Source organism: Burkholderia seminalis DSM 23518 (assembly GCF_902832885.1).
In the GTDB taxonomy this organism is placed as follows: Bacteria; Pseudomonadota; Gammaproteobacteria; order Burkholderiales; family Burkholderiaceae; genus Burkholderia; species Burkholderia seminalis.
The window spans coordinates 67,102-90,429 of sequence record NZ_CADFDK010000009.1 but is presented as its reverse complement, the minus strand read 5'-3'; the positions used below and the strand labels follow the sequence as shown (position 1 = coordinate 90,429).

Below are 23,328 nucleotides of genomic sequence, written 5' to 3'. Positions count from 1 at the left end.
CGGGTCGATCTGAGAAGATAGCGCCCCGCTTTCGCACGACATCGCTGTTTCGTTCACGTGCCGCTTCACGTTTGCTTGTCTCGCTCCCTATGGCATCACACAACGCACATCATGCGTCCGGCTTCGCGGCCGGCGTCGCCGCCGCCGTCCTCGTCGCGCAAACCGGCGCCACCGGCCCCTGGCACACCGGCATGCTCGCCGCGTTCGTCGCGGGCGTCGCCGGCGGCACCGCACCCGACTGGCTCGAAGTCGCCTGGTGGACCCGCAAGCGCCGCCTGTGGATCACGCATCGCACCGTCACGCACTGGGGCATCGGCTGGGTCGCGCTGCTTGCGCTCGGATGGCACGGGCTGACTCATCATCCGCATCCGCTGTGGGCCGCACCGCTGTTCGGCTTCGCCTGCGGCGGCGTGATGCACCTGCTCGCCGACTGGCCGAACCCGCTCGGCGTGCCGTGGATCTGGCGGCGTCACTCGCTCAACCTGTGGAACAGCGGGCATTGCGACCTGATCGTCGTGGCCGCCGCCTGGGGCGGCACGCTGTGGCTCGCGCAATCGCTGTGGTCGCGCGCGCCGCTGCTCGAACACTGGCTCGGCTGGCTGCATCGCGTTTAGTTGCAATCCGTCGCCATTCGACGCGAAGAATGGCACGCAACTTTCGGTTCGTTGAAAGCGCGCCGCGAGCCCCCATCTGAAGATGAATCGTCGATAGGCCTGCCCGGCACGCACCCGCGACGTCTGGCACACTGACGATTCGATTCATGCGCGGTTCGCCCGCGCACTCGCACCCCATTTCAACGCTCCGATGGACGTCACCGCTACCCGCCCTGCCGCCCGTGCGCTCGACGTGTTCCACCCGGCCGTGGCCGCGTGGTTCCGCCGCACGTTTGCCGCGCCGACCGGCGCGCAGGCGCTCGCGTGGCCCCACATCAAGGCCGGCCGGTCGACGCTCGTCGCCGCGCCGACCGGCTCCGGCAAGACGCTCACCGCGTTCCTGTGCGCGCTCGACGATCTGGTGCGCGATGCGCTGGCGCACGACGGCACGCTGCCCGATGCCACGCTGGTCGTCTACGTGTCGCCTTTGAAGGCGCTGTCGAACGACATCCATGTGAACCTCGACGCGCCGCTCGCCGGCATCGCCGAATCGCTCGCGCAACACGGCCTGCCGGTGCCGGCGATCCGCACCGCGGTACGTACCGGCGACACCACGCAGGCCGAGCGTGCCGCACTGCGCAAGCGCGCGCCGCACATCCTCGTCACCACGCCCGAATCGCTGTACGTGCTGCTGTCGTCCACCTCGGGGCGGCAGATGCTGTCGAACGTGCGCTCGGTGATCGTCGACGAGATCCACGCACTCGCGTCGTCCAAGCGCGGCAGCCATCTCGCGCTGTCGCTCGAACGCCTAGACGCGCTGGCCGGCCGCGCGCTGCCGCGCATCGGGCTGTCGGCAACGCAAAAACCGATCGACGCGGTCGCGCGCTTCCTGGTCGGCGGCCCGGCCGATGCGCCGCGCGACTGTACGATCGTCGACACCGGCCACACGCGCGAGCGCGACCTCGCGCTCGAACTGCCGAACGTGCCGCTCGAACCGGTGATGGCCACCGACGTGTGGGAACAGGTGTACGACCGCATCGCCGGGCTCGCCGCCGCGCATCGCACGACGCTCGTGTTCGTCAACACGCGGCGCACCGCCGAGCGCATGGCGCGCCATCTCGCCGACCGGCTCGGCAAGGATGCGATCGCCGCGCATCACGGCAGCCTGGCCAAGGAACACCGCTTCGATGCCGAGCAACGCCTGAAGCGCGGCGAACTGAAGCTGCTCGTCGCGACCGCGTCGCTCGAACTCGGCATCGACATCGGCGACGTCGATCTCGTCTGCCAGGTCGGCTCGCCGCGCGGCATCGCGCCGTTCCTGCAGCGCGTCGGCCGTTCGGGGCACCACGTCGGCGGCGTGCCGAAGGGGCGCCTCTTCCCGCTGTCGCGCGACGAGCTCGTCGAATGCGCGGCACTGCTCGACTGCGTGCAACGCGGCGAACTCGACGCGTTGCGGATTCCCGAAGCGCCGCTCGACGTGCTCGCGCAGCAGATCGTGGCCGAAGTCGCATGTGCGGAGTGGCAGGAAGACGCGCTGTACGCGAGCTTCACGCGTGCCGCGCCGTACGCAAGGCTGACACGCGAGCGCTTCGACGAAGTGATGAAGATGCTCGCCGAAGGCTTCACGAGCCGTCGCGGCGTGCGCGGCGCGTACCTGCATCGCGACGTGGTCGGCGGCACCGTGCGCGGGCGCCGCAATGCGATGATGACCGCGACCACGTCGGGCGGCACGATCCCCGACATGGCCGACTACGCGGTCCTGCTCGAACCGCAGGGCATCCAGGTCGGCACCGTCAACGAGGATTTCGCGATCGAAAGCCTGGCTGGCGACGTGTTCCAGCTCGGCAACCAGTCGTACCGGATCATTCGCGTGGAAACGGGCCGCGTGCGCGTCGAGGACGCCCAAGGCCAGTCGCCGAACATTCCGTTCTGGCTCGGCGAGGCACCGGGGCGCAGCGACGAACTGTCGGCGGCGGTCGGCCGGCTGCGCGCGCGGCTCGACGGGCTGTTCGCCGACGGCGACCGGCTGGCCGGCGAAGGCGCCCGCACCGGTGGGCGCAAGCGTGCGGCCGGCCAGGCCGCGAGCGACGCGAAACCCGACGCGACAGCCGAAGCGGGCACCGCGCTCTCCTCCGCCGAAAGCCGCCTCGCGCCCGCCTTGCGCTGGCTCGTCGACGCGCTCGGCCTGTCGCCGGACGCCGCGCGCCAGATCGTCGACTACCTCGCCCGTGCCCGCGCCGCGCTCGGTGCGCTGCCCACGCAGGACACGCTCGTGATGGAGCGTTTCTTCGACGAATCGGGCGGCACGCAGCTCGTGATCCACTCGCCGTTCGGCAGCCGCATCAATCGCGCCTGGGGGCTCGCGCTGCGCAAGCGCTTCTGCCGCAGCTTCAACTTCGAGCTGCAGGCCGCCGCGACCGACGACGCGATCATCCTGTCGCTGTCGCTCGCGCACAGCTTCGCGCTCGACGACGTGTGGCGCTACCTGCGTTCGGCCAGCGCCGAGCACGTGCTGGTCCAGGCGCTGCTCGACGCGCCGATGTTCGGCGTGCGCTGGCGCTGGAATGCGACGACCGCGCTCGCGCTCCCGCGCTTCACCGGCGGCCGGCGCACCGCGCCGCAACTGCAGCGGATGAAGAGCGAGGACTTGCTCGCGACCGTGTTCCCCGATCAGGTCGCGTGCCTCGAGAACATCGTCGGCGAACGCGAGATTCCGCACCACCCGCTCGTCGACCAGACACTCGACGACTGCCTGCACGATGCAATGGACACCGACGGCTGGCTCGCGCTGCTGCGCCGGATCGAAAGCGGCGCGATCGAGCTCGTCGCGCGCGACCTGTCCGCGCCGTCGCCGCTCGCGGCCGAAATCCTGAACGCGAAGCCCTACGCGTTCCTCGACGACGCGCCGCTCGAGGAGCGCCGCACGCAGGCCGTGCAGTCGCGCCGCTGGAGCGACCCCGAATCGGCCGACGATCTCGGCGCGCTCGACGCCGACGCGATCGACGCGGTGCGCGACGAAGCCTGGCCGCTCGTGCGCGACGCCGATGAAATGCACGATGCGCTGCTCACGCTCGCGTGCATCACCGACGGCGAAGCGCACGCACACGCAGGCTGGCCCGACCTGCTCGCGGCGCTCGCCGAACGCCGCCGCGCGACGAAGCTCGTTACGCCGGGCGGCGCCGTGCTGTGGGTACCGGTCGAGCGGCTCGTGTGCGTGCGCGCGCTGCATCCCGATGCGCGCCCGACGCCGGCGCTCAAGGTACCGGCCGCCTGCGCACAGCCATGGGACGCGGATGCGGCCCTCGTCGACGTGATCCGTGCACGGCTCACGGGCTTCGGGCCGCTCGCGCTCGACGCGATCGCCGCACCGCTCGGCCTGCCGGCTTCGGCGATCGCGACGGCACTCGCTGCGCTGGAGCGCGAAGGCTACGTGATGCGCGGCCGCTTCACGCCCGGCGCGACGACCGACGAATGGTGCGAACGTCATCTGCTTGCGCGCATTCATCGCTATACGGTAAAGCGGCTGCGCCGCGAGATCGAACCGGTCGAACGCGCCGATTTCATGCGCTTCCTGTTCCACTGGCAGCACCTGACACCCGACACGCGCGGCACGGGCCGCGACGCACTCGCGGCCGTGGTCGAACAGCTCGAAGGCTACGAGGCCGCGGCGAGCGCGTGGGAAGACGCGCTGCTGCCCGCGCGGCTGACCGACTACATGGCCGGCGGCCTCGACGAGCTGTGCCGCTCGGGCAAGCTGGTCTGGACACGCATCGGCGCACCCGCACGGGCGGCCGGCACGCCCGTGAAAACGACGCCGATCGTGCTGCTGCCGCGCCGCCATCTTTCCGCCTGGCAAGCGCTGCGCGATCCCGATGCGCAACCGGCGCTGTCGGCACGCGCCACGCAGGTACGCGAGGCACTCGCCGCGCACGGCGCGATGTTCTTCGATGCCTTGCTCGACGACCTGCACATGCTGCCCGTCGAGCTCGAGCAGGCGCTCGGCGAACTCGTGTCGGCCGGCCTCGTGAACGCGGACAGCTACGCCGGCCTGCGCGCGTTGCTGAAACCGGCCGTGAAGCGCGGCGCGACCTATGCACCGCGCACGCGACGCGGCGGCGCGCTGATCGGCGGGATGGACGACGCGGGCCGCTGGGCACTCGTGCAGCATCACGCGCCGCCGGTCGACGGCCCCACGCCGAAACGCGGGCCGGCCACGACCGATCCCGACGCACTCGAACACATCGTCTGGACGCTGCTGCGCCGTTACGGCGTCGTGTTCTGGCGGCTGCTCGAACGCGAGGCCGACTGGCTGCCGAGCTGGCGCGAACTCGTGCGCGTGCTGCAACGGCTCGAAGCGCGCGGCGAGATTCGCGGCGGACGTTTCGTGGCCGGACTCGCCGGCGAGCAGTTCGCGCTGCCCGAGGCCATCCCGATCCTGCGCGAACTCAGGCGGCAACCGGGCGACGGGCAATACGTGTGCGTGACGGGCGCCGACCCGCTGAACCTCGCCGGCACGCTGCTGCCCGGCGACAAGGTGCCGGCGCTGGCCGGCAATCGCGTGCTGTTCCGCGACGGCGTGCCCATCGCGTCGCTCGTGTCGGGCACGTTCCACTATGCGCCCGACCTGCCGCCCGCCGCGCGCGAGGACGCGCGCCTGCGGCTCGCGCGCCACTGCTGACATCGGCTGACACGCACGTCACACGGACTACTGATCGCCACGCCGCATTGCCGCGATCGTTCCGGTAGCATCGAGCGACTGACCGCGCGGGCTTTGCGCGCGATCACCCGCACACAACAAGCCTTCCGGAGACTGCCGCTCATGTCGTCGCATGCCGATTCGCCCGCCGCTCGTCACGCGGGCTCATTGACCATTTTCCAGGGCGCCGCGCTGTATATCGGCGCCGTGCTCGGCACGGGCGTGATCGCGCTGCCCGCGCTTGCCGCGGAGGTCGCGGGCCCGGCCTCGCTGCTTGCATGGGCCGCACTCGTCGTGCTGTCGGGGCCGCTTGCGGCCACCTTCGCCGCGCTCGGCGCACGTTATCCCGATTCCGGCGGTGTCTCGACCTACGCACGGCGCGCATTCGGCCCGAAAGCCGCGGCCATCGTCGGCTGGTGCTTCTATTTCGCGGTGCCGGCCGGCGCACCGGCCGCCGCGATGTTCGGCGGCGCCTACGTCGCGGCCGTCACGGGCGGCGGGCACACGACGATCATCGTCACGGCCGCGGCGCTGATCGCGACCGTGTCGGCCGCGAACGCGTTCGGCGTGACCGTATCGGGCCGCATGCAACTCGTGCTGTCGGCGCTGCTCGTCACGCTGCTGCTCGCCGCGGTGCTGGCGTCCGCGCCGCATGCGCGCTCCGCGAACCTGCAGCCGTTCGCCCCGCACGGCTGGCTCGCGGTCGGTCAGGCCGCCGCGCTGCTGGTGTGGAGCTTCGCCGGCTGGGAAGCGATCACGCATCTCGCGGCCGAATTCCGCCGGCCCGCGCACGACATGCCGCGCTCGGCCGGTATCGCGGTCGTGGTCGTCGGGTTCCTGTACCTGTCGGTCGCCGCCGCGAGCGTGATGGTGCTCGGGCCGTCGGCCGGCGCATCAGGGGCGCCGCTCGCCGAGCTGATCGCGGGCGGTATCGGCGGCCATGCGCAGGTGCTGGCGGCGGCCGCCGCGCTGCTGCTCACGCTCGGCACGATGAACGCGTATTTCGCGGGCGCGGCCAAGCTCGGCGCGGCGCTCGGACGCGACGGCGCATTGCCCGCTTGGCTCGCGCAGGGCAGCCAGGTCGGCGGCGTGCCGCGCCGCAGCCTCGGCGTGATCGCCTTGCTTGCAGCCGTCGCGCTGGCCGCGACGACGCTCTCGGACGTCGGCCCCAAGCCGCTCGTGCTCGTCACGTCCGGATGTTTCGTGATGGTGTACGGGCTTGGCGCCGCGGCCGCGTTGAAGTTGTTGCCGCGCGGCGGGATCGCGTACCGCTGCGCGTGGGTTTCGCTGGTCGCGGTCGCCGGGTTGTTCCTCACGACCGGATGGTATTTCCTGTGCCCGCTGCTGCTCGCGGGCGCTGCGCTGCTTTATCTGCAGGTGACCGCGTCACGCAAATGACCCGGGGCAAGCGGGCCGACGCGTGCCCGCTTGTGGCCAGCCGCCTGCGAGGGGCGCCGTCCCGAACGCCGGGCGCGACGACTTCACGCCGGTCAGGCCGGCACCAGCGCGAAACTGAGCCGCTTGCCGAGTGCGGCGGCCGCGCTCGCGAGCGTCGCCAGCGTGAGGCTCGTGTCGGATTCGTCGAGCAGCCGGTTGAGCGCGGCGCGACTGGTTTTCATCCGCGCCGCCATCGCGGTTTTCGTGATGTGCTGCGCCTTCATTTCCTCGCCGATCTGCCACGCGATCACGCGCTTGATCGCGGTCGCGGTGGCCGCCCCGAGATTGCCTTCCGCCTCGAGGAAGGCATCGAAATCGCTGCCGATATACGGGTTGTTCGTGGTCGTCATGTCGTACTCCAGTGCAGGGCGTTGCCGGCTGCCCGACCGTCGGGGCGAGGCATTCCGGCGCAACCGGGGAATTCAGGTGGCGTGCGCCAGCGCTTTCAGGCGCGCGACGGTGACGGCAAGATCGTCCGGCGGCGTGGCCCGCGACTGCTTGAAGAAGCCGTGCAACAGGACCATCGTGCCGCCGGAGACCGTGAACAGCACGCGGACACTCCGCCCCGGCAGCATCACCCGGATCTCCCACAGATCCTTCGCCATCTTCCGGACCAGCGGCATGCCGAGCGGCCAGCCGAGCTGCACGGTCTTGATCTCCTCGCCGATCGCCCTTCGCTCCGCTTGCCCGAGCGCGTTGAGCCATTCGCGCACCGGCTCGTTGCCACGGGCCGTGCGGAAGAACCGCACGCCGAGCGTGACCTGGATCTGCTGTCTCGCCATCGTCTTGTCACCGATCGTACCAAAAACGGTACGATATGCCAAGCACCATGTGGATCGCTACTGGCCGAATGGCCGATCCGGCCGCGGGAAAACGGATCGCATCGCACGGCCCGTGCAGCCCGACGGATCAATCGCCGTTGCGGGCTGGCTTGCGCGCGGCACGGGGCGCGCGGTGCGCGCCCGCCTCGCCGAACCGCGACCGCGCGATGTCGCGCACCGCGTCGATCAGCGTTCGCGCAACCGGCGACGGCTGCGCATCGGTACGCAGCACGAGCCCGACCGGCTCGTCGGTGCCCGCGGACGGCAGCGGCAGGCGCGCCAGCGCACCGGCCGACAGGTCGTATTCGGCTGCATAGAGCGGCACGAACCAGACTGCGTCGTTCTCGAGCGCCAGCGCGCGGGCGACCGATACCGACAGCACCTCGATGAACGAATCCAGCGGCGGTGCGCCGCATGCGCCGAGCAGTTGCTCGGCCGACTGCCGGATCAGCGTGCCGAACGGCGGCAGCACGACCGGATAGCGTGCGAGTTCGGCAGCGGGCGCCGCGCTCGCGAGCAGCGGATGCCCGGCCCGCACCACCGCGACGAGCGGCTCGTTGTACAACTGCTCGAACGCGAGCCCGATCATCCGCTCCGGCTCCGACAGGCGCCCGATCGCGCACTCGATCGCGCCGGATTTCAGGCGCTCGAGCAGATCGGCGTTCGCGGCCGTCGCGATCCGCACGACGACGCGCGGCCAGCGTGCGGCCAGCGCCTTCATCAGCGCGGGCGCGAGCGAGGCCGCGACGGTCGGCAGCATGCCGATTTCGAGCGTCGCCGCGGCGGCCCCGCCCTCGCGCGCGAGCAGCCCGACGCCTTGCCGCAATGCCAGCACGCAGGCGTTCGCGTGCGGCATGAACAACCGCGCTTCGCGGGTCGGCTGTGCACCCTGCCGGCCGCGTTCGAACAGCTTCACGCCGAGGATCGCCTCCAGTTCGGCGATCGTCTTCGACACGGCCGGCTGCGTGATCGACAGGCTTTCGGCGGCCTTCTGCACGCCGCCCAACTGCGCGACCGCGAGAAAACACTGCAGGTGCCGGAACTTGACGCGGCCGTCGGCGATACGATTATTCATAACGGGCGGTTATGCAGATGACGATGAAATGCCATTTTGCATAACTTTTCGGATAGCCCCAAGCACTCGGCGCGATATCACGTGCCGCGTCGCAGCGCGTGGAACCCAGCCGGCTCCCAGATCCGCTTCGCGATCAGCAGGCCCGTGCCATGCTTCTGCCCGAGCGGCGCGGACGACGATTCCGCATGCAGCGCGGCCGCCTTGTTGCGCAGCCGGCGCAACTCCAGTTCGAGCTCCGCGGCGGCGGCCTCGGTCAGCATCCCTTGCGAGAACGTCATCGTCTCGCCGGAGCCGTCGAAGCGGCTGTCGAGAAAATCGCCGAGCGCATGCGCATGGAAGTACCGGCGGATCGGCCCGCCCGGCAGCCAGTCGAAGTCGCGCGCGACGCGCACGCGAATCCGGTCGCCCGGCAGCAGCGCGACGACGTTCATCCGGTCGAGCATCAGCAGGTATTTCACGCACTCGGCCTTCGTCACCTGATAGGCCGACACGATGTCCTGCACGGTCCAGTAGTTGATCGCGCAGACGGCCACGAGCAGCAGTTTCTCGTCCGACACGAGCAGCGCCTCCTGCTGTTCGGTCAGCACGTGCAGCCGCGGCGCCGATACCGACGCCTCCTGCACGAGCTCGGCCAGCGTATAGCCGAGCAGTTGCGCGATCTCCGCCAGACGCTCCAGCGTGAATCGGCCGCTGGCGAACAGCCGTTTCACGCTCGTCTCGGAGACGTCGAGCACCCGCGCGACGTCGCGGTAGGTCATGCCCTGCGCCTTCAACTGGCGCTTCAGCGTGTCGATGAGTTGGGCGGTTTCGGTCATTTTGGTATCGAAAAATGATGCTCCAGGTCGAATATTAGGCTACTCGCACAGGCAAATTAACACTTATCGTTACTTGTCTGCATAATCCGCTCCGTCCTGTCACTCGACGACGAAGCCGAAATGACCACCCGAACCGAAACCGCCGCGTACCCACCGCATGACACAGCCCCGCGCGAGGCACGCGACACCGATCGCACGTTGCCGCTTGCGACCGTCCGCACGCTGGCCGCCGGCGCGCATGTCGGCGATCTCGTATTCATCCGCGTGCCGGCAAGGGCGCCGAGCGACGCGGCAGGCACGACGGCTTCGGCGGGTGCGTGGACCAACCGCTTCGGCATCGTCGTCGATACGTCGGGCGACGAACCGGTGATCGCCGAATCCGCTGCATTGGCGTGGACGAAGCTCACGCCGCTGTCGCGCTTCGTCGCCCATACCGAAGGCGGGCGCATCGCGCTGGCACGCCGTATCGCGGCGCCGTCGGCCGACGCTCAGCGCCAGACGCACGCGATGGCCGAACAGCGCATCGACGCACTGCTCGGCCATCGCTTCAACCCGCGGGTGCGGCGCGGATTCTGCGCGCAATACGTATTCGACGTGCTGGGTGCCGAGCGGACCGCGACGCCGGCCGCGCTGTTGCGCAGCGACGCGCTGTCGCTCGAATTCGACGGGATCGTGTTCGATCCCGCCCGCCGCTGACAACGGGCGCGCTCAGGGAGACCGCATAACGACAAGAACAAACGACAAAAAATAGCGACGGGCTGGCTGGAGGGCCGTGCACGGGGTCGTCATCGACGACGCGAAGCCCGATCGCTTTCATCCGCCGGACAGGCATCCTGTCCGGCGGATTTTTCATGGGCGTGTCGTCCATAACGAATGGTTATGCGTCCGACGAAAAAAGGTCATTTTGCATAACTTTCCGGATTGGCTAAAGTCATGCCATCCACTTTGCGAAAAACCTAACAGGAGACGCCCGATGGATTCCCCCACGATCCTCACGCCGCGCGACTGGCCGTCGCATCCGGCCTATGTCCACCCCGAGTACCGCTCGTCGGTGAAGCGCGGCCCGACCCGCCCGCTGATCCCGCTGAAAGAGAAGCTGCGCGACCAGTACGCGCCCGTCTACGGCGCCGAGGATCTCGGCGCGCTCGACCACGACCTGACGAAGAACGCCGTGAAGAACGGCGAGCCGCTCGGTGAGCGCATGGTCGTCACGGGCCGCGTGCTCGATGAAGGCGGCAAGCCCGTGCGCAACACGCTCGTCGAGGTGTGGCAGGCGAACGCGGCCGGCCGCTACGTGCACAAGGTCGACCAGCACGACGCGCCGCTCGACCCGAACTTCCTCGGCGCCGGCCGCTGCCTGACCGACGACGAAGGCCGCTACCGCTTCCTGACGATCAAGCCCGGCGCGTATCCGTGGGGCAACCATCCGAACGCGTGGCGCCCGAATCACATCCACTTCTCGCTGTTCGGCGATTACTTCGGCTCGCGTCTCGTCACGCAGATGTACTTCCCCGGCGATCCGCTGCTCGCGTACGACCCGATCTTCCAGGGCACGCCCGAGGCCGCGCGCGATCGCCTGATCTCGCGCTTCTCGATGGACATCACCGAAGAAGGCTATGCGCTCGGCTACGAATTCGACATCGTGCTGCGCGGCCGCGACGCCACCCCGATGGAGCGCTGAACCATGACGACGCTGAAGCAAACCCCTTCGCAGACGGTCGGCCCCTACTTCGCGTACGGCCTGTGCCCGCAGCAATACGACTATGACCTGAAGAGCCTGTTCACGCCGACGATCGCCGCGGCGCACGCCGAAGGCGAGCACGTGCTGCTGGTCGGCCAGGTGTTCGACGGCGACGGCAACGTCGTCGGCGACGCGGTGCTCGAATTCACGCAGGTGGACAGCGCGGGCCGCTACCCGGCCTCGCGCGCCGACATCGCGGCCTCCGGCTTCACGGGTTTCGCGCGGGTCGGCACGGGCACCGACGCGCAACAACGCTTCGTCGTCGAGACGGTGAAGCCGGGCCGCATCGCCGCCGACGAGGCACCGCACATCAACGTGACCGTGATGATGCGCGGGATCCTCACCCATGCGTTCACGCGCGTGTACTTCGACGACGAAGCCGCGGCGAACGCCACCGACCCCGTGCTGAACGCGGTGCCGGCCGAGCGCCGCGCGACGCTCGTCGCGAAACGCGACGCGCAACCGGGCCGTCCGGTCGTCTACCGCTTCGACATCCGCATGCAGGGGCCCGACGAAACGGTGTTCTTCGACGTTTGACGCTTGCGCCGGCACACGCCGGCGTCGCACGCAACCGCCCGCCGCGTGGCGCGATACCGACAGGCATCGCATCACGCGGCGTTTTTCATGCGCCGTCGCCATCATTCGATGATGCGTCGCATCGTGGCGCGTGGCGGCCGCGAATGCCTGTTGGCCGTGGCGTCTTGCCCCGACTTCAAACGCGTGATCGAAACGCATGCTGCGACCGCACATGGATCGTCGAACCAACGGGATATCGTTTGCGCGTTATGCGGCGTATCCTTCGTTATCCGCAACGAGCAACAAGGATTAAATCTGAAGAGGCAACAATTACACAGGTAATGCGCGAAACGGCCCAACGGGTTGTTCGCGCATTTTTTTCTGACCGAGTGCCTTTAAACGCGTCCGACCGAATTTGGCGGGCGCGTATTTTTTTGCGGTTGCGGCCGGCTAGCGCCGGATCTCCAGATACCGGCTCGGCGTATCGCCGAGGATGCGGCGGAACGCCGACGTGAACGCGCTTGCGCTCGCATACCCGAGATCGAGCGCGACGCGCGTCACCGGCTGCCCGTCGGTCAGGCGGGCAATCGCCGCGAGCATGCACACCTGCTGGCGCCACGCGGCAAAACTCACGCCCGTCTGCGCGCGGAACTGCCGCGTGAACGTCCGCCGGCTCACGCCCGCGTCGGCCGCGACCTGGTCGAGATCGGCCGCGATCGACGGCGACGCGAACAGGTGCCGGCACACTTTCGCGAGCCTTGCATCGGACGGCAGCGGCGCATGCAGCGACAGGCGCGGCATCGTCGCGATTTCCGCGACCAGCAGGTCCATCAGCTTGCCGGCACGCCCGTCGACGTCGTACAGGGCCGGCAGGTCGATCGCGTCGTCGATCAGTTGCCGCAGCAGCGGCGACACGCCATAGACGCCGCACTGCCCGGGCAAACCGGCCGCCTGCGCGGCATCGGCGGACACGAACGTGTTGAGCATCGTGACCGGCCCGGTCATCGTCATTTCGTGCCGCACGCCGGCCGGCACCCAGCACGCGCGCTGCGGCGGCACCAGCCAGCGCCCGTGCGGCGTCGACACGCTGATCGTGCCGCGCGACGCGAACGCGAATTGCCCGCGCCCATGCGCGTGCTCCGGAAACGTCGTGCCGGCCGCATAGTCGTTGGCGGTCACGACCACGCTCCGCGGAAGGTGTTCGTAGGGATCTAGCAGCGTATTTCTCACGGCCCGAATTCCATCATCAATGACCCGATATCGAAGGCGGGTCGCCTTCGATCGATCTACGATCCGCTCCACCGTTGCGCGGCCTCCCGGCCGCAAGACCCGTCGGCCTGATCGGCCGGATTGCAACCTCATCGGAGCGGACATGCCGAATACGTTTCATCGCGTGGGGGACGGCCCCCACCCTGTTCTCGTGCTGCACGGCTGGTTCGGCGACGCCCGCGCATTCGACCCCGTCGAAGCGTGGCTGTCGCGCGAGCATTTCAGTTATGTCTTCATGGACTACCGAGGCTACGGCCGCATGCGCGACGCACGCGGCGACTATACGATCGACGAAATCGCCGCCGACACGCTCGCGCTCGCCGACGCGCTCGGCTTCCCGACCTTCAGCCTCGTCGGCCATTCGATGGGCGGCATGGCGATCGAGAAGATCGCCGCCATCGCGCCCGACCGGGTGCGCGCGCTGGTGCCGATCGCGCCCGTGCCGTGCGGCGGCCTGCCGTTCGACACCGCACGACGCGCGTTATTCGAGCGCGCCGCCGACCACGTCGCCGATCGCCGAACCATCATCGACCGCAGCACCGGCGGCCGCCTGCCCGCCGCCTGGGTCGAGTGGAAAGCCGCGTATTCGGCAGCCTGTTCGTCGGCGCAGGCTTTCGGCGCGTACTTCCGCGCGTGGGCCGATACGGATTTCAGCAGCGAGATCGCCGGTACGCATCCGGTCAAAGTGCTGATCGGCGAACACGATCCGGCGTTCGACGCGGCGCTGATGGCCCGCACCTACCTGCGGCGCTATCCGCTCGCGACCGTCGACGTGCTGCGCAACGCGGGCCACTATCCGATGAACGAGACGCCGCTCGCGCTGGTCGCGGCGATGGAAGCGTTCCTGCTCGCCGCGACGGCCCGCCCCGCCGTCGTCGACTGACCGGCCGCACGCACGCGGCATCGTGGCGGCGCGCATCACCGCAGCATGAACGACATGGCCGACAGGCTGTTCAGCGTGCGCACCACGTGCTCGACCGACGGCCCGTCGAAGCGCAGCGTCACCGCATCGACGCGCTCGAGCGACGGCAGCACGCCGAACAGGTCGGCCTGCGCGGCCGTCTGCACGCGCAGCGTGCAAGCAGCCGGCGCGGGCCGATGGGCACCCGCGTGCCACCCCGCCGACAGCGCGTGCGCGACCGTCTCGCGCGCGGCGGCCGCGATCCGCGCACACGACGCGGAGGGCGTGAGCGTATCACCGCTCGATGCGCCGCCGGCCGTCTTGACCGTCTCGAAACGGGCATCCGGAAACAGCGGCTGCGTTTCCCCGGCGAACACGTCGTCGCCCGTGGCGAGCGCGACGCGCGCGCCATATTCGTGCGCCAGCGCGCCGTACAGCCCGGCTTCGCCGAGCTCGACGCCGTTCAGCCACACCTGCGTGAACGCGAAGCTGTTGATCGTGTGCGCAAGCACGCCGCGCGTCTGCGATTTCGCGTGATAGCCGATCATGAACACGAGGTCGGGCTGCTGTTCCAGGCCCGCCATCATCCCGAGCATGCGCGGCTTGCCGAGCACGACGCGGGCGCGCGCATCGAGCCCGTCGGGCAGCAGGTTGCGATAGCCGCCGTGCGAATCGTTGACCCACACGGCCTGCGCGCCGCCCGCGAACGCGCCTTCGATCGCCGCGTTCGCCTCGGCGGTCATCCAGCGGCGCGCGCGTTCGTACTCCGGATTACCCGCGCGCGTCTGCTCGATGGCGAATACGCCGGCGACGCCCTCGATGTCGGTCGAGATCAGAATTTTCATGACTGGGTCGGATGCCCTTCGTTATTTTCGTTGAACAAGCGGTCGAGATCGGGCACTGCGTCACGCAGCGATTGCCGCACGTGCCCGTCGCGCCCGGCGACCGTCACGGCCTGCAGCAACGCGTCGGCGATCGCGTGCTCGACGCTTTCGGCCGCGGCCATGAACAGCGGATCGAGCGCCGCATCGGCCACGAGGGCCGGCAACGCGATCGTCGTTGCGTCGTGCGCGATCGTGCAGGCCGTCGAGAATGCAAGCGCGATATCGCCGCTGCCGTGCCCGTAGACGGAACCGGTACGCGCCAGCCCCGCGCCTGCGCGGCGCGCGAGGCGCGACAACTGCCGCGCGTCGAGCGGCGCATCGGTGGCCAGCAACAGGATGATCGAACCCTGCTCGGGCGGCGCCGCATGCGCGGCTTCGGCCGCACGCCGTTGCGCGACGACGCGCCCGAGCGGCAAGCCGCCGAGCGTCAGCATCGGCAGTCGGCCGAAATTCGCGAGCACGAGCGCACCGACCGTGTAGGGCCGGCCAGCCGCGAACGCCACGCGTGATGCGGAGCCGATCCCGCCCTTCAGGTCGAAACACGACATCCCGCGCCCGGCCCCCACCGCACCGCGTGCGACGTCGCGGGAGGCCGTGCGGCACGCGTCGTCGTAATGCGCGGCCGTGACCGCGAATGCCTGGATATCGTTCAGGTAACCGTCGTTGCACTCGAACACGAGCGGATTGACGGTCGACCAGTCGCGGCCGATCCGCGGATTCGCGGCGATCGCCGCACGGATCTGCGCCTGGGCCACCGCGCCGACGCCGAACGTATTGGTCAGCGCGATCGGCGTCTCGAGCGTGCCGAGTTCGCCGACCTGCACGAGCCCGACGCTCTTGCCGAAGCCGTTGATCACGGCCACGCCCGCCGGCACCTTGCTGCGGTACACGTCGCCCGGATGCGGCTTCACGACGGTCACGCCCGTCTGCACGTCCCCGGCATCGAGCGTGCAATGGCCGACCGTCACGCCCGGCACGTCGGCGATCGTGCCGCGCGGCCCGGCCGGCAACGTGGCACTCCACATCGGCGCCACCCGCATCAGCGGCGCTCCAGCTTCGGATCGAGCGCGTCGCGCAGCCCGTCGCCGAGCAGGTTGAACGCAAGGACGGTCAGGAAGATCGCGAGACTCGGAAAAATGGCGATGTGCGGCGCCGTCACCATGTCCGCGCGCGCCTCGTTGAGCATCGCGCCCCACTCCGGCGTCGGCGGCTGCGCGCCGAGCCCGAGGAACGACAGGCTCGCGGCCGTGATGATCGACGTGCCGATCCGCATCGTGAAGTAGACGACGACCGACGACACGGTGCCCGGCAGGATGTGCCGCACGATGATCGTCCAGTCCGACGCGCCGATGCTGCGCGCGGCCTCGACGTAGGTCATGTGCTTGAGCATCAGCGTGTTGCCGCGCACGAGCCGCGCGAACGCCGGGATGCTGAAGATCGCGACCGCGCAGATCACGTTGACCATCCCGTTGCCGAGGATCGCCACCACGCCGATCGCGAGCAGGATGCCCGGGAACGCGAACAGCACGTCGGCGATACGCATCGTGATGCGGTCCCACCAGCCTTCGTAGTAGCCGGCGAGCAGCCCGAAGAACGTGCCGATCACCGCGCCGAGCGCAACGGAGAAGAAGCCGGCCGCGAGCGAGATGCGGGTGCCCGTGACGATCCGGCTGAAGATGTCGCGGCCGAGCGAATCGACGCCGAACCAGTGCACGGCCGACGGCCCCGCGTTCAGCGCGTCGTAGTCGAAATAGTTCTCCGGGTCGAACGGCACGATGTGCGGGCCGACGAACGCCAGCACGACGAGCGCGAGCACGAAGCCGCCCGCGACGAGCGCGACGGTCTGCTTGCGGAACTTGCGCCAGAATTCGCGCCACGGCGTGCGGATCGCGCTCGATGCGGCCGGCGCCGCGGTCTGGACAGTCGCGTTCATGCGCGCCTCACTTGAACCGGATGGTCGGGTTGATGACCGCGTACAGCACGTCGACGGTCAGGTTGATCAGGATGAATTCGAGCGAGAACAGCAGCACGATCGCCTGGATCACCGGGTAGTCGCGCATCGTCACCGCATCGACGAGCAGGCGGCCGAGGCCCGGCCAGTTGAACACGACCTCGACGACGATCGAGCCGCCGAGCAGGAAGCCGAACTGCAGCCCCATCATCGTGACGACCGGGATCATCGCGTTGCGCAGGCAGTGCTTGAGCACGACCATCGGCTCGTGCACACCCTTCGCTCGCGCGGTGCGCACGAAGTCCTCGTTCAGCACCTCGACGAACGACGCGCGCGTGAAGCGCGCCATCACGGCCGCGACCGCCGCGCCGAGCGTCAGCGACGGCAGCACGTAGCTCTTCCACGAGCCGTCCGGCACGACCGGCAGCCAGCCGAGCTTCACCGAGAAGACTTCCATCAGCAGCATGCCGAGCGCGAACGCCGGAAACGAGATACCCGACACCGCGATCGTCATGCCGAGACGGTCGGGCCAGCGATTGCGCCAGACCGCCGACGCAATCCCGATCGCCATCCCGAACAGCGTCGACCACACCATGCTGACGAGCGTCAGCATCAGCGTCGGCATGAAACGTTCGCCGATCTCGGTCGAGACCGGCCGCTTGCTGCGCGTCGACGTGCCGAAATCGCCGTGCGCGATCTTCGCGAAGAAATTCACGAATTGCGCGGGCAGCGGCCGGTCGAGCCCGAGATCGGCACGCACGAGCGCGACCGTCGCGTCGTCTGCTTCGGGGCCGGCCGCGAGCCGCGCCGGGTCGCCCGGCAGCAGGTGCACGAACAGGAACACCAGCACCGCGACGATCGCGAGCGTGGGCAGCAGGCCGAACAGGCGTTTGACGAGGAAATTCAGCATGGGGCACCGATCGAATCAGCGCACCGGCGGCTTGCGCCGCCGGCACCGCGTGGCGGGCAAGCCGCCGTCATTTCACCGAGATTTCGTCGAAGTTGAACGAACCGTCCGGCATCACGTACATGCCGTGCAATCGCTTGTTGCGCGCATAGACGATCTTCTCCTGCACCAGGAAAATCCACGGCGCGTCGGTCCACACCTGCTTCTGCGCGTCGGCGTAAAGCGCGGCCTTCTTCGCACGGTCGGTCGTCTCCAGCGCCTTCGCGAGATCGTCGTCGACGGCGGTGCTCTTGTAGTACGCGGTGTTGTAGAGCTTCGGCGGCGCCGATGCCGACGCGAGCAGCGGCGTCAGTGCCCAGTTCGCTTCGCCCGTCGATGCCGACCAGCCGCTGTAGTACATCCGCACCGGCGCGGCTGCCGGATCCTGCGCGCTCTCGACCTTCGCGACCCGCTCGCCGGCCTCGAGTGCCTGCACGCGCACCTTCACGCCGACCTGCGCAAGCTGCTGCTGGACGAACTGGATCAGCTTCTGCGCCGTCGAATGGTTGTACGCGGACCAGAGCGTCGATTCGAATCCGTCCGGATAACCGGCTTCCTTCAGCAACGCACGCGCCTTCGCCGGGTCGTACGGCCAGGGCCCGAGCTTCGTTCCATATTCGACGCCCATCGGCACCACGCCGGTCTGAGGTGTCGCATAGCCGGCGAACACGACCTTCGCGAGCGCTTCCTTGTTGACCGCGTAGTTCAGCGCTTCACGCACCTTCGGGTTGTCGAACGGCTTCTGCTGCGTGTTCAGCGAGATGTAGCGCTGGATAATCGACGGCGACTCGATCAGCTCGATCTTCGGGTTGCTCTTGAGGTCGCTCGCCTGCTCGAACGGAATCGTGAACGCGAAATCCGCCTCGCCCGTCTTGATCAGTGCGGCGCGCGTGTTGTTGTCGACCACCGGTTTCCAGTCGATGGTGTCGACCTTCGGATAACCCTTCTTCCAGTAGCCGGCGAATTTCTTCACCTTCATGTCGTCGGTCTGCTTCCATTCGACGAATTCGAACGGCCCGGTGCCGACCGGATGCAGCGACACGTCGCGCCCCCACTTCTTCAGCGCGGCCGGCGAGATCATCACCGCCGACGGGTGCGCGAGCGTATTGATGAACGCCGAGAACGGCTCGCGCAACGTGAACCGCACCGTGGTCGGATCGACCACCTCGGTCTTTTCGATCACGCGGAACAGGCCGTAACGCTTCAGCTTGTTCGCCGGGTCGGTCACGCGATCGAAGTTCGCCTTCACCGCGGCCGCGTTGAAGTCGGTGCCGTCGTGGAATTTCACGCCCTCGCGCAGCTTGACCGTGTACACCTTCGCGTCCGGCGACGCCGTGTAGCTGGTCGCCAGGACGTTGACGAGCTTCATGTTTCGGTCGAAACCGAACAGCCCCTCGTAGAACGACTTGACGACGGCCTGCGACACGGTATCGTTCGCGTCGTACGGGTCCATCGTCGTGAACGTCGAGTACACGGCGACCACGACATTCTGCTGCGCGAACGCGGGCACCGCGACCGACAGCGCGAGCGCGCCGGCCCCCGCCGCGAACAGCGCGCGCGGACGGAACATCGGGAACGAATACGGCTTGTTCATCTTGCTGGGCTCCTGTGGATGATTCGGTAACGCGTGGTGGAAATCGCGGCGTGACTGCACCTGCTCGGGATAAAGACGCCGTTGTCTCGCTCGTGCGCAGCTGCGGTCCATATGCAACCTGCCGCGCGCTCAATACGCGCCGCCGACGCGATGCGTCGCGACGTAATGATCGGGGCCGACCGCGACGAGCGGCGCGACGACCGGGTCGTCGCCGATCGCGCGGATCGGGCTCGGGATTTCGTCCGCCGCGAGCTGGCGCGGCGCATGCCGGCGCGCGGGGTCGGCCACCGGCACCGCGCTCATCAGCTTCTTCGTGTACGGATGCTGCGGCGCCTCGAACACCGCGCGGCGCGGGCCGATCTCGACGATCTGGCCGAGATACATCACCGCGACGCGATGGCTGATGCGCTCGACCACCGCCATGTCGTGCGAGATGAACAGGTACGCGACGCCGAGCTCGCGCTGCAGGTCGAGCATCAGGTTGACGATCTGCGCCTGCACCGACACATCGAGCGCCGACACCGACTCGTCGGCGATCACGACCTTCGGGTTCAGCGCGAGCGCACGCGCGATCGCGATCCGCTGGCGCTGGCCGCCCGAGAATTCGTGCGGATAGCGGCGCGCGGCCTCGGGCGGCAGGCCGACCTTGTCGAGCAGCCAGTCGACGCGCGCCTGCGCCTCGCTGCCGCTCGCGACGCCGTGCACGAGCAGCGGCTCCATGATCGAGAAGCCGACCGTCAGGCGCGGGTTCAGCGACGCGAACGGATCCTGGAAGATGAACTGGATGTTCCGGCGCAGCGCCTGCAGGTCCGCGCCCTTCATCGCGCTGATGTCGCGGCCGTCGAATTCGATCGAACCGCTCTGCGATTCGACGAGGCGCAGCAGCGAGCGGCCGGTGGTCGACTTGCCGCAGCCCGATTCGCCGACGAGCGCAAGCGTCTCGCCCGCGCGCAGCTCGAAACTCACGCGCTCGACCGCATGCACGTACTGCGACACGCGGCCGAACACGCCGCTTCTCACCGGAAAGCGCGTGACGAGATCGCGCACGCGCAGGATCGGCGGCGCGGCGCGATCGACGGGCGGCTGCGCATCGTCGTTCGCGGCGGGCGCCGTGGCCGGCGCCGGTGCCGTCGTGCTCGCGTCCACCTTCAGCAACGGGAATTTCTCGGGCGCGTCGGTGCCCTGCATCGAGCCGAGCCGCGGCACGGCCGCGAGCAGCGCCCGCGTGTAGCGATGCGCCGGCGCCGCGAAGATGCGGTCCGACTCGCCCTCCTCGACCTTCTCACCGCGATACATCACGAGCACGCGATCGGCCACTTCGGCGACCACGCCCATGTCGTGCGTGATGAAGATCACGCCCATGTTCATTTCGTCCTGCAGCCCGCGCACCAGTTGCAGGATCTGCGCCTGGATCGTCACGTCGAGCGCGGTCGTCGGTTCGTCGGCGATCAGCAGCGCGGGCCGGCACGACAGCGCCATCGCAATCATCACGCGCTGCCGCATCCCGCCCGACAGCTGGTGGGGATAACGCGCGAACACGCGGCGCGCTTCCGGAATGCGCACGAGATCGAGCAGCCGCAGCGCTTCCGCGCGCGCTTCGGCCGCGCTCTTCGACTGGTGCAGCGCGATCGCCTCGCTGATCTGGTCGCCGACCGTGAACACCGGGTTCAGCGACGTCATCGGCTCCTGGAAGATCATCGCGATGTCCGCGCCGCGAATGCCGCGCATCGTCGCGGCGCTCGCCTGCGCCAGATCGACGAGCGCGCCGCCGCGGCGCCGGAACGCGATCCGGCCGCCCGTGATCGCGCCGCCGCCGTGCTCGACGAGCCGCATCAGCGCGAGCGACGTGACCGATTTGCCGGAGCCCGATTCGCCGACGATCGCGAGCGTCTCGCCGCGGTCGACGTGAAACGACACGTTGCGCACCGCGTCGAACGTCGCGCCTTCGCGGCGGAACGTGACCGACAGGTCGTCGACGGCCACCACGCGCTGTTCGGGCAGCACGAGGCCGGATGGGGTTCGGCTCGAAGTCATGCGGGGTTCTCCTCGTGCGATCCGGAATCAGGCCGCATCGTCGCGGTAGATGCCGACGACCGGCGCCTCCCCGACGCGCGCGTAACCGCGGTACATCCCTTCGGTGTTGAACGGCATCGCGACGTTGCCCTGAGCATCGACCGCGATGATCCCGCCGCGGCCAGCCAGGCGCGGCAGCTTGTTCATCACGACGTCGTGTGCCGCGTCGGCGAGCGACGCGCCGCGATACGCCATCTGCGCGGCGACGTCGTGCGCGGTCGCGAGCCGGATGAACATTTCGCCGGTACCCGTCGACGATACCGCGCAAGTCGCGTCGTCGGCATAACAGCCCGCGCCGATGATCGGCGAATCGCCCACCCGCCCCGGCTGCTTGTTCGTGATGCCGCCCGTCGACGTCGCCGCCGCGATGTGGCCGTGCAGGTCGCACGCGACCGCGCCGACCGTGCCGTGCTTGCGGTCCGGATCGAGCGGCTCGGCCGGCTGCGACTTGCCGAACGCGAACGTCGCCGCATCGTGGTCGAGCATCGCACCGGCCGTCGCACGCGCCTTGAGCCACTGCGCATGCCGCGCTTCGGTGTCGAAGTAGCCGGGTTCCGCAAGCTCGAGCCCCTGCGCGGCCGCGAACGCATCGGCGCCCGCGCCGGCGAACAGCACGTGCTCGCTCGCCTCCATCACGCGTCGTGCGGCCAGCACCGGATTGCGCACGCGCGTCGCGCAGCAGATCGCGCCGGCGCCGAGCGTCGCGCCGTCCATGACCGCCGCGTCGAGTTCGTGCTTGCCTTCGGCCGTGTAGACGGCGCCGCGCCCGGCGTTGAACAGCGGGCAGTCCTCGAGCATGCGCACGGCGACGGTGACGGCGTCGAGCGCGCTGCCGCCGTCGGCCAGCACCTGCTGCGCGGCCTGCAGGATCGCGGTCAGTTCGCCACGGTATCGGCGTTCGGTGTCGGTATCCATCGCTTCGCGCAGGATCGTGCCTGCGCCGCCGTGAATCGCGACGATCGCGGGTGAAGTCATGATTTTTTCGGACCGGGGGAAGAAGGGTTGACGGCCGGCAACGCCGCCTGCGGCTGCACGAGCCAAGGCAGCAGGAATTCGGTCATTTCGGCGGCGGATTTCGCGGACCGGTGCGTACGCAGCGCGACCGCGTCGATCAACGCCTCGATCATCGTGAGCACGGCGGCTTCCGACGTGGCGGCGAAACGCCGTTCGGCCTTGACGTACAGGTTCAACGACGCGATCGGCGCCAGCGGCGATTGCGGACCGTCCGAGATGCCGAGCACGCGCGCGCCGCGCGCCGCCGCACGACGGGCCAGCTCGACCGTGTCCTTCACGTAGCGCGGAAACGCGAGCGCGATCACGAGGTCGCGCGAATCGGCCGTGTACAGGCGCCGTGCCGCGTGCGAAGGGCCGCCGAGCAGCGCGAGCGACTGCACGCTGTCATGGCACACGGACAGCCCGTGCTCCATCAGCCCGGCCAGGAACGCGCTCGACCCGGCGCCGAGGATCAGCACGCGCCGCGCGCCGACGATCGCCTCGACCGCGGCCTCGACGTCGGCCGCATCGAGTTGCGCGCGCGTGCTCCCGATGTTCGCGACGGCCTGGTCGAATACCGCGTCGATCCATACCGCGCCGCGTACGCCGGGCTCCTGCTCCTGCGCGGAACGCAGCCGCTCGACCGGCCCGAGCGTCGCCTCGAAGCCGCGCACGAGCGCCGCGCGCATCGCCGGATAGCCGTCGAAACCGAGCGCCTTCGCGAAGCGGTTCGCGGTCGCGATCGACGCATTCACGGCCTGCGCGAGCTCGTCGATCCGCATCGTCGCCGCGCGAAACGGGTTCGCGAGCACGAACTCGCCCATGCGCCGGTGAATCGGCGTCATCAACGGCATCGCCGACGCGATCCGCTCGGCGATCGCGGGTTCGTCGTGAATGGCATCGGGCGGAACGAGAGGCGTCATGCGAAGGGTCGTTGCAAGGATGATGAAAATCAATTTACACAATCCAGATTCCGGAAAGAAATAAATTTTCATCAGGGTTGTCACGCCCCATCCGACGGGC

At 69.0% G+C, this 23,328-nt stretch carries 20 protein-coding genes; 7 read left to right on the top strand and 13 right to left on the bottom strand.

Features of this window, described 5'->3' with window-relative positions:
- The first annotated feature begins 89 nt into the window (after positions 1 to 89).
- The 3 genes from HWX00_RS24990 to HWX00_RS24980 all read left to right on the top strand — a co-directional run bounded on the left by HWX00_RS24990 (position 90) and on the right by HWX00_RS24980 (position 6,687).
- Positions 90 to 614 carry a metal-dependent hydrolase gene (locus HWX00_RS24990; protein WP_034191578.1) on the top strand — a complete coding sequence of 175 codons (525 nt, stop codon included), beginning with the start codon at positions 90 to 92 and terminating at the stop codon, positions 612 to 614.
- A gap of 190 nt (positions 615 to 804) precedes the next feature.
- Positions 805 to 5,271 carry a DEAD/DEAH box helicase gene (locus HWX00_RS24985; protein ID WP_175028429.1) on the top strand — a complete coding sequence of 1,489 codons (4,467 nt, stop codon included), beginning with the start codon at positions 805 to 807 and terminating at the stop codon, positions 5,269 to 5,271.
- Between the two features lie 141 nt (positions 5,272 to 5,412).
- Entirely contained in the window at positions 5,413 to 6,687 is a 1,275-nt protein-coding gene (locus HWX00_RS24980; RefSeq protein ID WP_034191580.1) for an APC family permease, read from the top strand.
- Between the two features lie 92 nt (positions 6,688 to 6,779).
- Here HWX00_RS24980 and HWX00_RS24975 read toward each other — a convergent pair whose 3' ends face one another.
- The 4 genes from HWX00_RS24975 to HWX00_RS24960 form a co-directional block, all read right to left on the bottom strand.
- On the bottom strand, positions 6,780 to 7,076 hold the full coding sequence (locus HWX00_RS24975; protein WP_175028428.1) for an XRE family transcriptional regulator: 297 nt from the start codon (positions 7,074 to 7,076) through the stop codon (positions 6,780 to 6,782).
- Between the two features lie 72 nt (positions 7,077 to 7,148).
- Positions 7,149 to 7,508: a type II toxin-antitoxin system RelE/ParE family toxin gene (locus HWX00_RS24970; protein ID WP_049033345.1), complete on the bottom strand. Its 360-nt coding sequence runs from the start codon at positions 7,506 to 7,508 to the stop codon at positions 7,149 to 7,151.
- A gap of 127 nt (positions 7,509 to 7,635) precedes the next feature.
- A complete protein-coding gene (gene pcaQ, locus HWX00_RS24965) occupies positions 7,636 to 8,622 on the bottom strand; it encodes a pca operon transcription factor PcaQ (protein WP_175028427.1) in 987 nt (328 codons plus the stop codon).
- A gap of 77 nt (positions 8,623 to 8,699) precedes the next feature.
- A complete protein-coding gene (locus HWX00_RS24960) occupies positions 8,700 to 9,437 on the bottom strand; it encodes a helix-turn-helix domain-containing protein (RefSeq protein WP_175028426.1) in 738 nt (245 codons plus the stop codon).
- Positions 9,438 to 9,557: 120 nt separating this feature from the next.
- Between HWX00_RS24960 and HWX00_RS24955 the strand changes: the two genes are divergently transcribed.
- The 3 genes from HWX00_RS24955 to pcaG all read left to right on the top strand — a co-directional run bounded on the left by HWX00_RS24955 (position 9,558) and on the right by pcaG (position 11,715).
- A complete protein-coding gene (locus HWX00_RS24955) occupies positions 9,558 to 10,133 on the top strand; it encodes a YiiX/YebB-like N1pC/P60 family cysteine hydrolase (protein ID WP_034191584.1) in 576 nt (191 codons plus the stop codon).
- 277 nt (positions 10,134 to 10,410) lie between these two features.
- On the top strand, positions 10,411 to 11,118 hold the full coding sequence (gene pcaH, locus HWX00_RS24950; protein WP_006489685.1) for a protocatechuate 3,4-dioxygenase subunit beta: 708 nt from the start codon (positions 10,411 to 10,413) through the stop codon (positions 11,116 to 11,118).
- Positions 11,119 to 11,121: 3 nt separating this feature from the next.
- Positions 11,122 to 11,715: a protocatechuate 3,4-dioxygenase subunit alpha gene (pcaG, locus tag HWX00_RS24945; RefSeq protein ID WP_034191585.1), complete on the top strand. Its 594-nt coding sequence runs from the start codon at positions 11,122 to 11,124 to the stop codon at positions 11,713 to 11,715.
- A 429-nt stretch (positions 11,716 to 12,144) separates the two neighbouring features.
- Here the strand turns inward: pcaG and HWX00_RS24940 are convergent, their stop codons facing one another.
- Complete coding sequence (locus HWX00_RS24940; RefSeq protein WP_034191586.1) at positions 12,145 to 12,924, bottom strand: AraC family transcriptional regulator; 780 nt, start codon at positions 12,922 to 12,924, stop codon at positions 12,145 to 12,147.
- Between the two features lie 142 nt (positions 12,925 to 13,066).
- Between HWX00_RS24940 and HWX00_RS24935 the strand changes: the two genes are divergently transcribed.
- Entirely contained in the window at positions 13,067 to 13,846 is a 780-nt protein-coding gene (locus HWX00_RS24935) for an alpha/beta fold hydrolase (RefSeq protein WP_069705292.1), read from the top strand.
- Positions 13,847 to 13,881: 35 nt separating this feature from the next.
- On the opposite strand, the gene HWX00_RS24930 is transcribed toward HWX00_RS24935, so the two are convergent.
- From HWX00_RS24930 to HWX00_RS24895, 8 genes are all read right to left on the bottom strand, one after another.
- Positions 13,882 to 14,709, bottom strand: coding sequence for a M55 family metallopeptidase (locus HWX00_RS24930; protein WP_034191588.1), 828 nt, complete (start codon positions 14,707 to 14,709; stop codon positions 13,882 to 13,884).
- Positions 14,706 to 15,788 (bottom strand): DmpA family aminopeptidase, encoded by a 1,083-nt coding sequence (locus tag HWX00_RS24925; RefSeq protein WP_175028425.1) that lies wholly within the window; start codon positions 15,786 to 15,788, stop codon positions 14,706 to 14,708. The genes HWX00_RS24930 and HWX00_RS24925 overlap by 4 nt, the downstream gene beginning before the upstream one ends.
- Positions 15,788 to 16,681: a glutathione ABC transporter permease GsiD gene (gene gsiD / locus HWX00_RS24920; RefSeq protein WP_034191590.1), complete on the bottom strand. Its 894-nt coding sequence runs from the start codon at positions 16,679 to 16,681 to the stop codon at positions 15,788 to 15,790. The genes HWX00_RS24925 and gsiD overlap by 1 nt, the downstream gene beginning before the upstream one ends.
- A 7-nt stretch (positions 16,682 to 16,688) precedes the next feature.
- On the bottom strand, positions 16,689 to 17,609 hold the full coding sequence (gene gsiC / locus HWX00_RS24915; protein ID WP_034191591.1) for a glutathione ABC transporter permease GsiC: 921 nt from the start codon (positions 17,607 to 17,609) through the stop codon (positions 16,689 to 16,691).
- Positions 17,610 to 17,676: 67 nt separating this feature from the next.
- A complete protein-coding gene (gene gsiB / locus HWX00_RS24910) occupies positions 17,677 to 19,239 on the bottom strand; it encodes a glutathione ABC transporter substrate-binding protein GsiB (RefSeq protein WP_175028424.1) in 1,563 nt (520 codons plus the stop codon).
- A 129-nt stretch (positions 19,240 to 19,368) separates the two neighbouring features.
- Positions 19,369 to 21,273: a dipeptide ABC transporter ATP-binding protein gene (locus tag HWX00_RS24905; RefSeq protein WP_034191593.1), complete on the bottom strand. Its 1,905-nt coding sequence runs from the start codon at positions 21,271 to 21,273 to the stop codon at positions 19,369 to 19,371.
- Positions 21,274 to 21,300: 27 nt separating this feature from the next.
- The gene (locus HWX00_RS24900; RefSeq protein WP_049030774.1) at positions 21,301 to 22,287 is read right to left on the bottom strand and encodes an isoaspartyl peptidase/L-asparaginase family protein; all 987 of its coding nucleotides are present in this window, start codon (positions 22,285 to 22,287) and stop codon (positions 21,301 to 21,303) included.
- Positions 22,284 to 23,228 (bottom strand): MurR/RpiR family transcriptional regulator, encoded by a 945-nt coding sequence (locus tag HWX00_RS24895; protein ID WP_049030772.1) that lies wholly within the window; start codon positions 23,226 to 23,228, stop codon positions 22,284 to 22,286. The genes HWX00_RS24900 and HWX00_RS24895 overlap by 4 nt, the downstream gene beginning before the upstream one ends.
- Between the last annotated feature and the right edge of the window lie 100 nt (positions 23,229 to 23,328).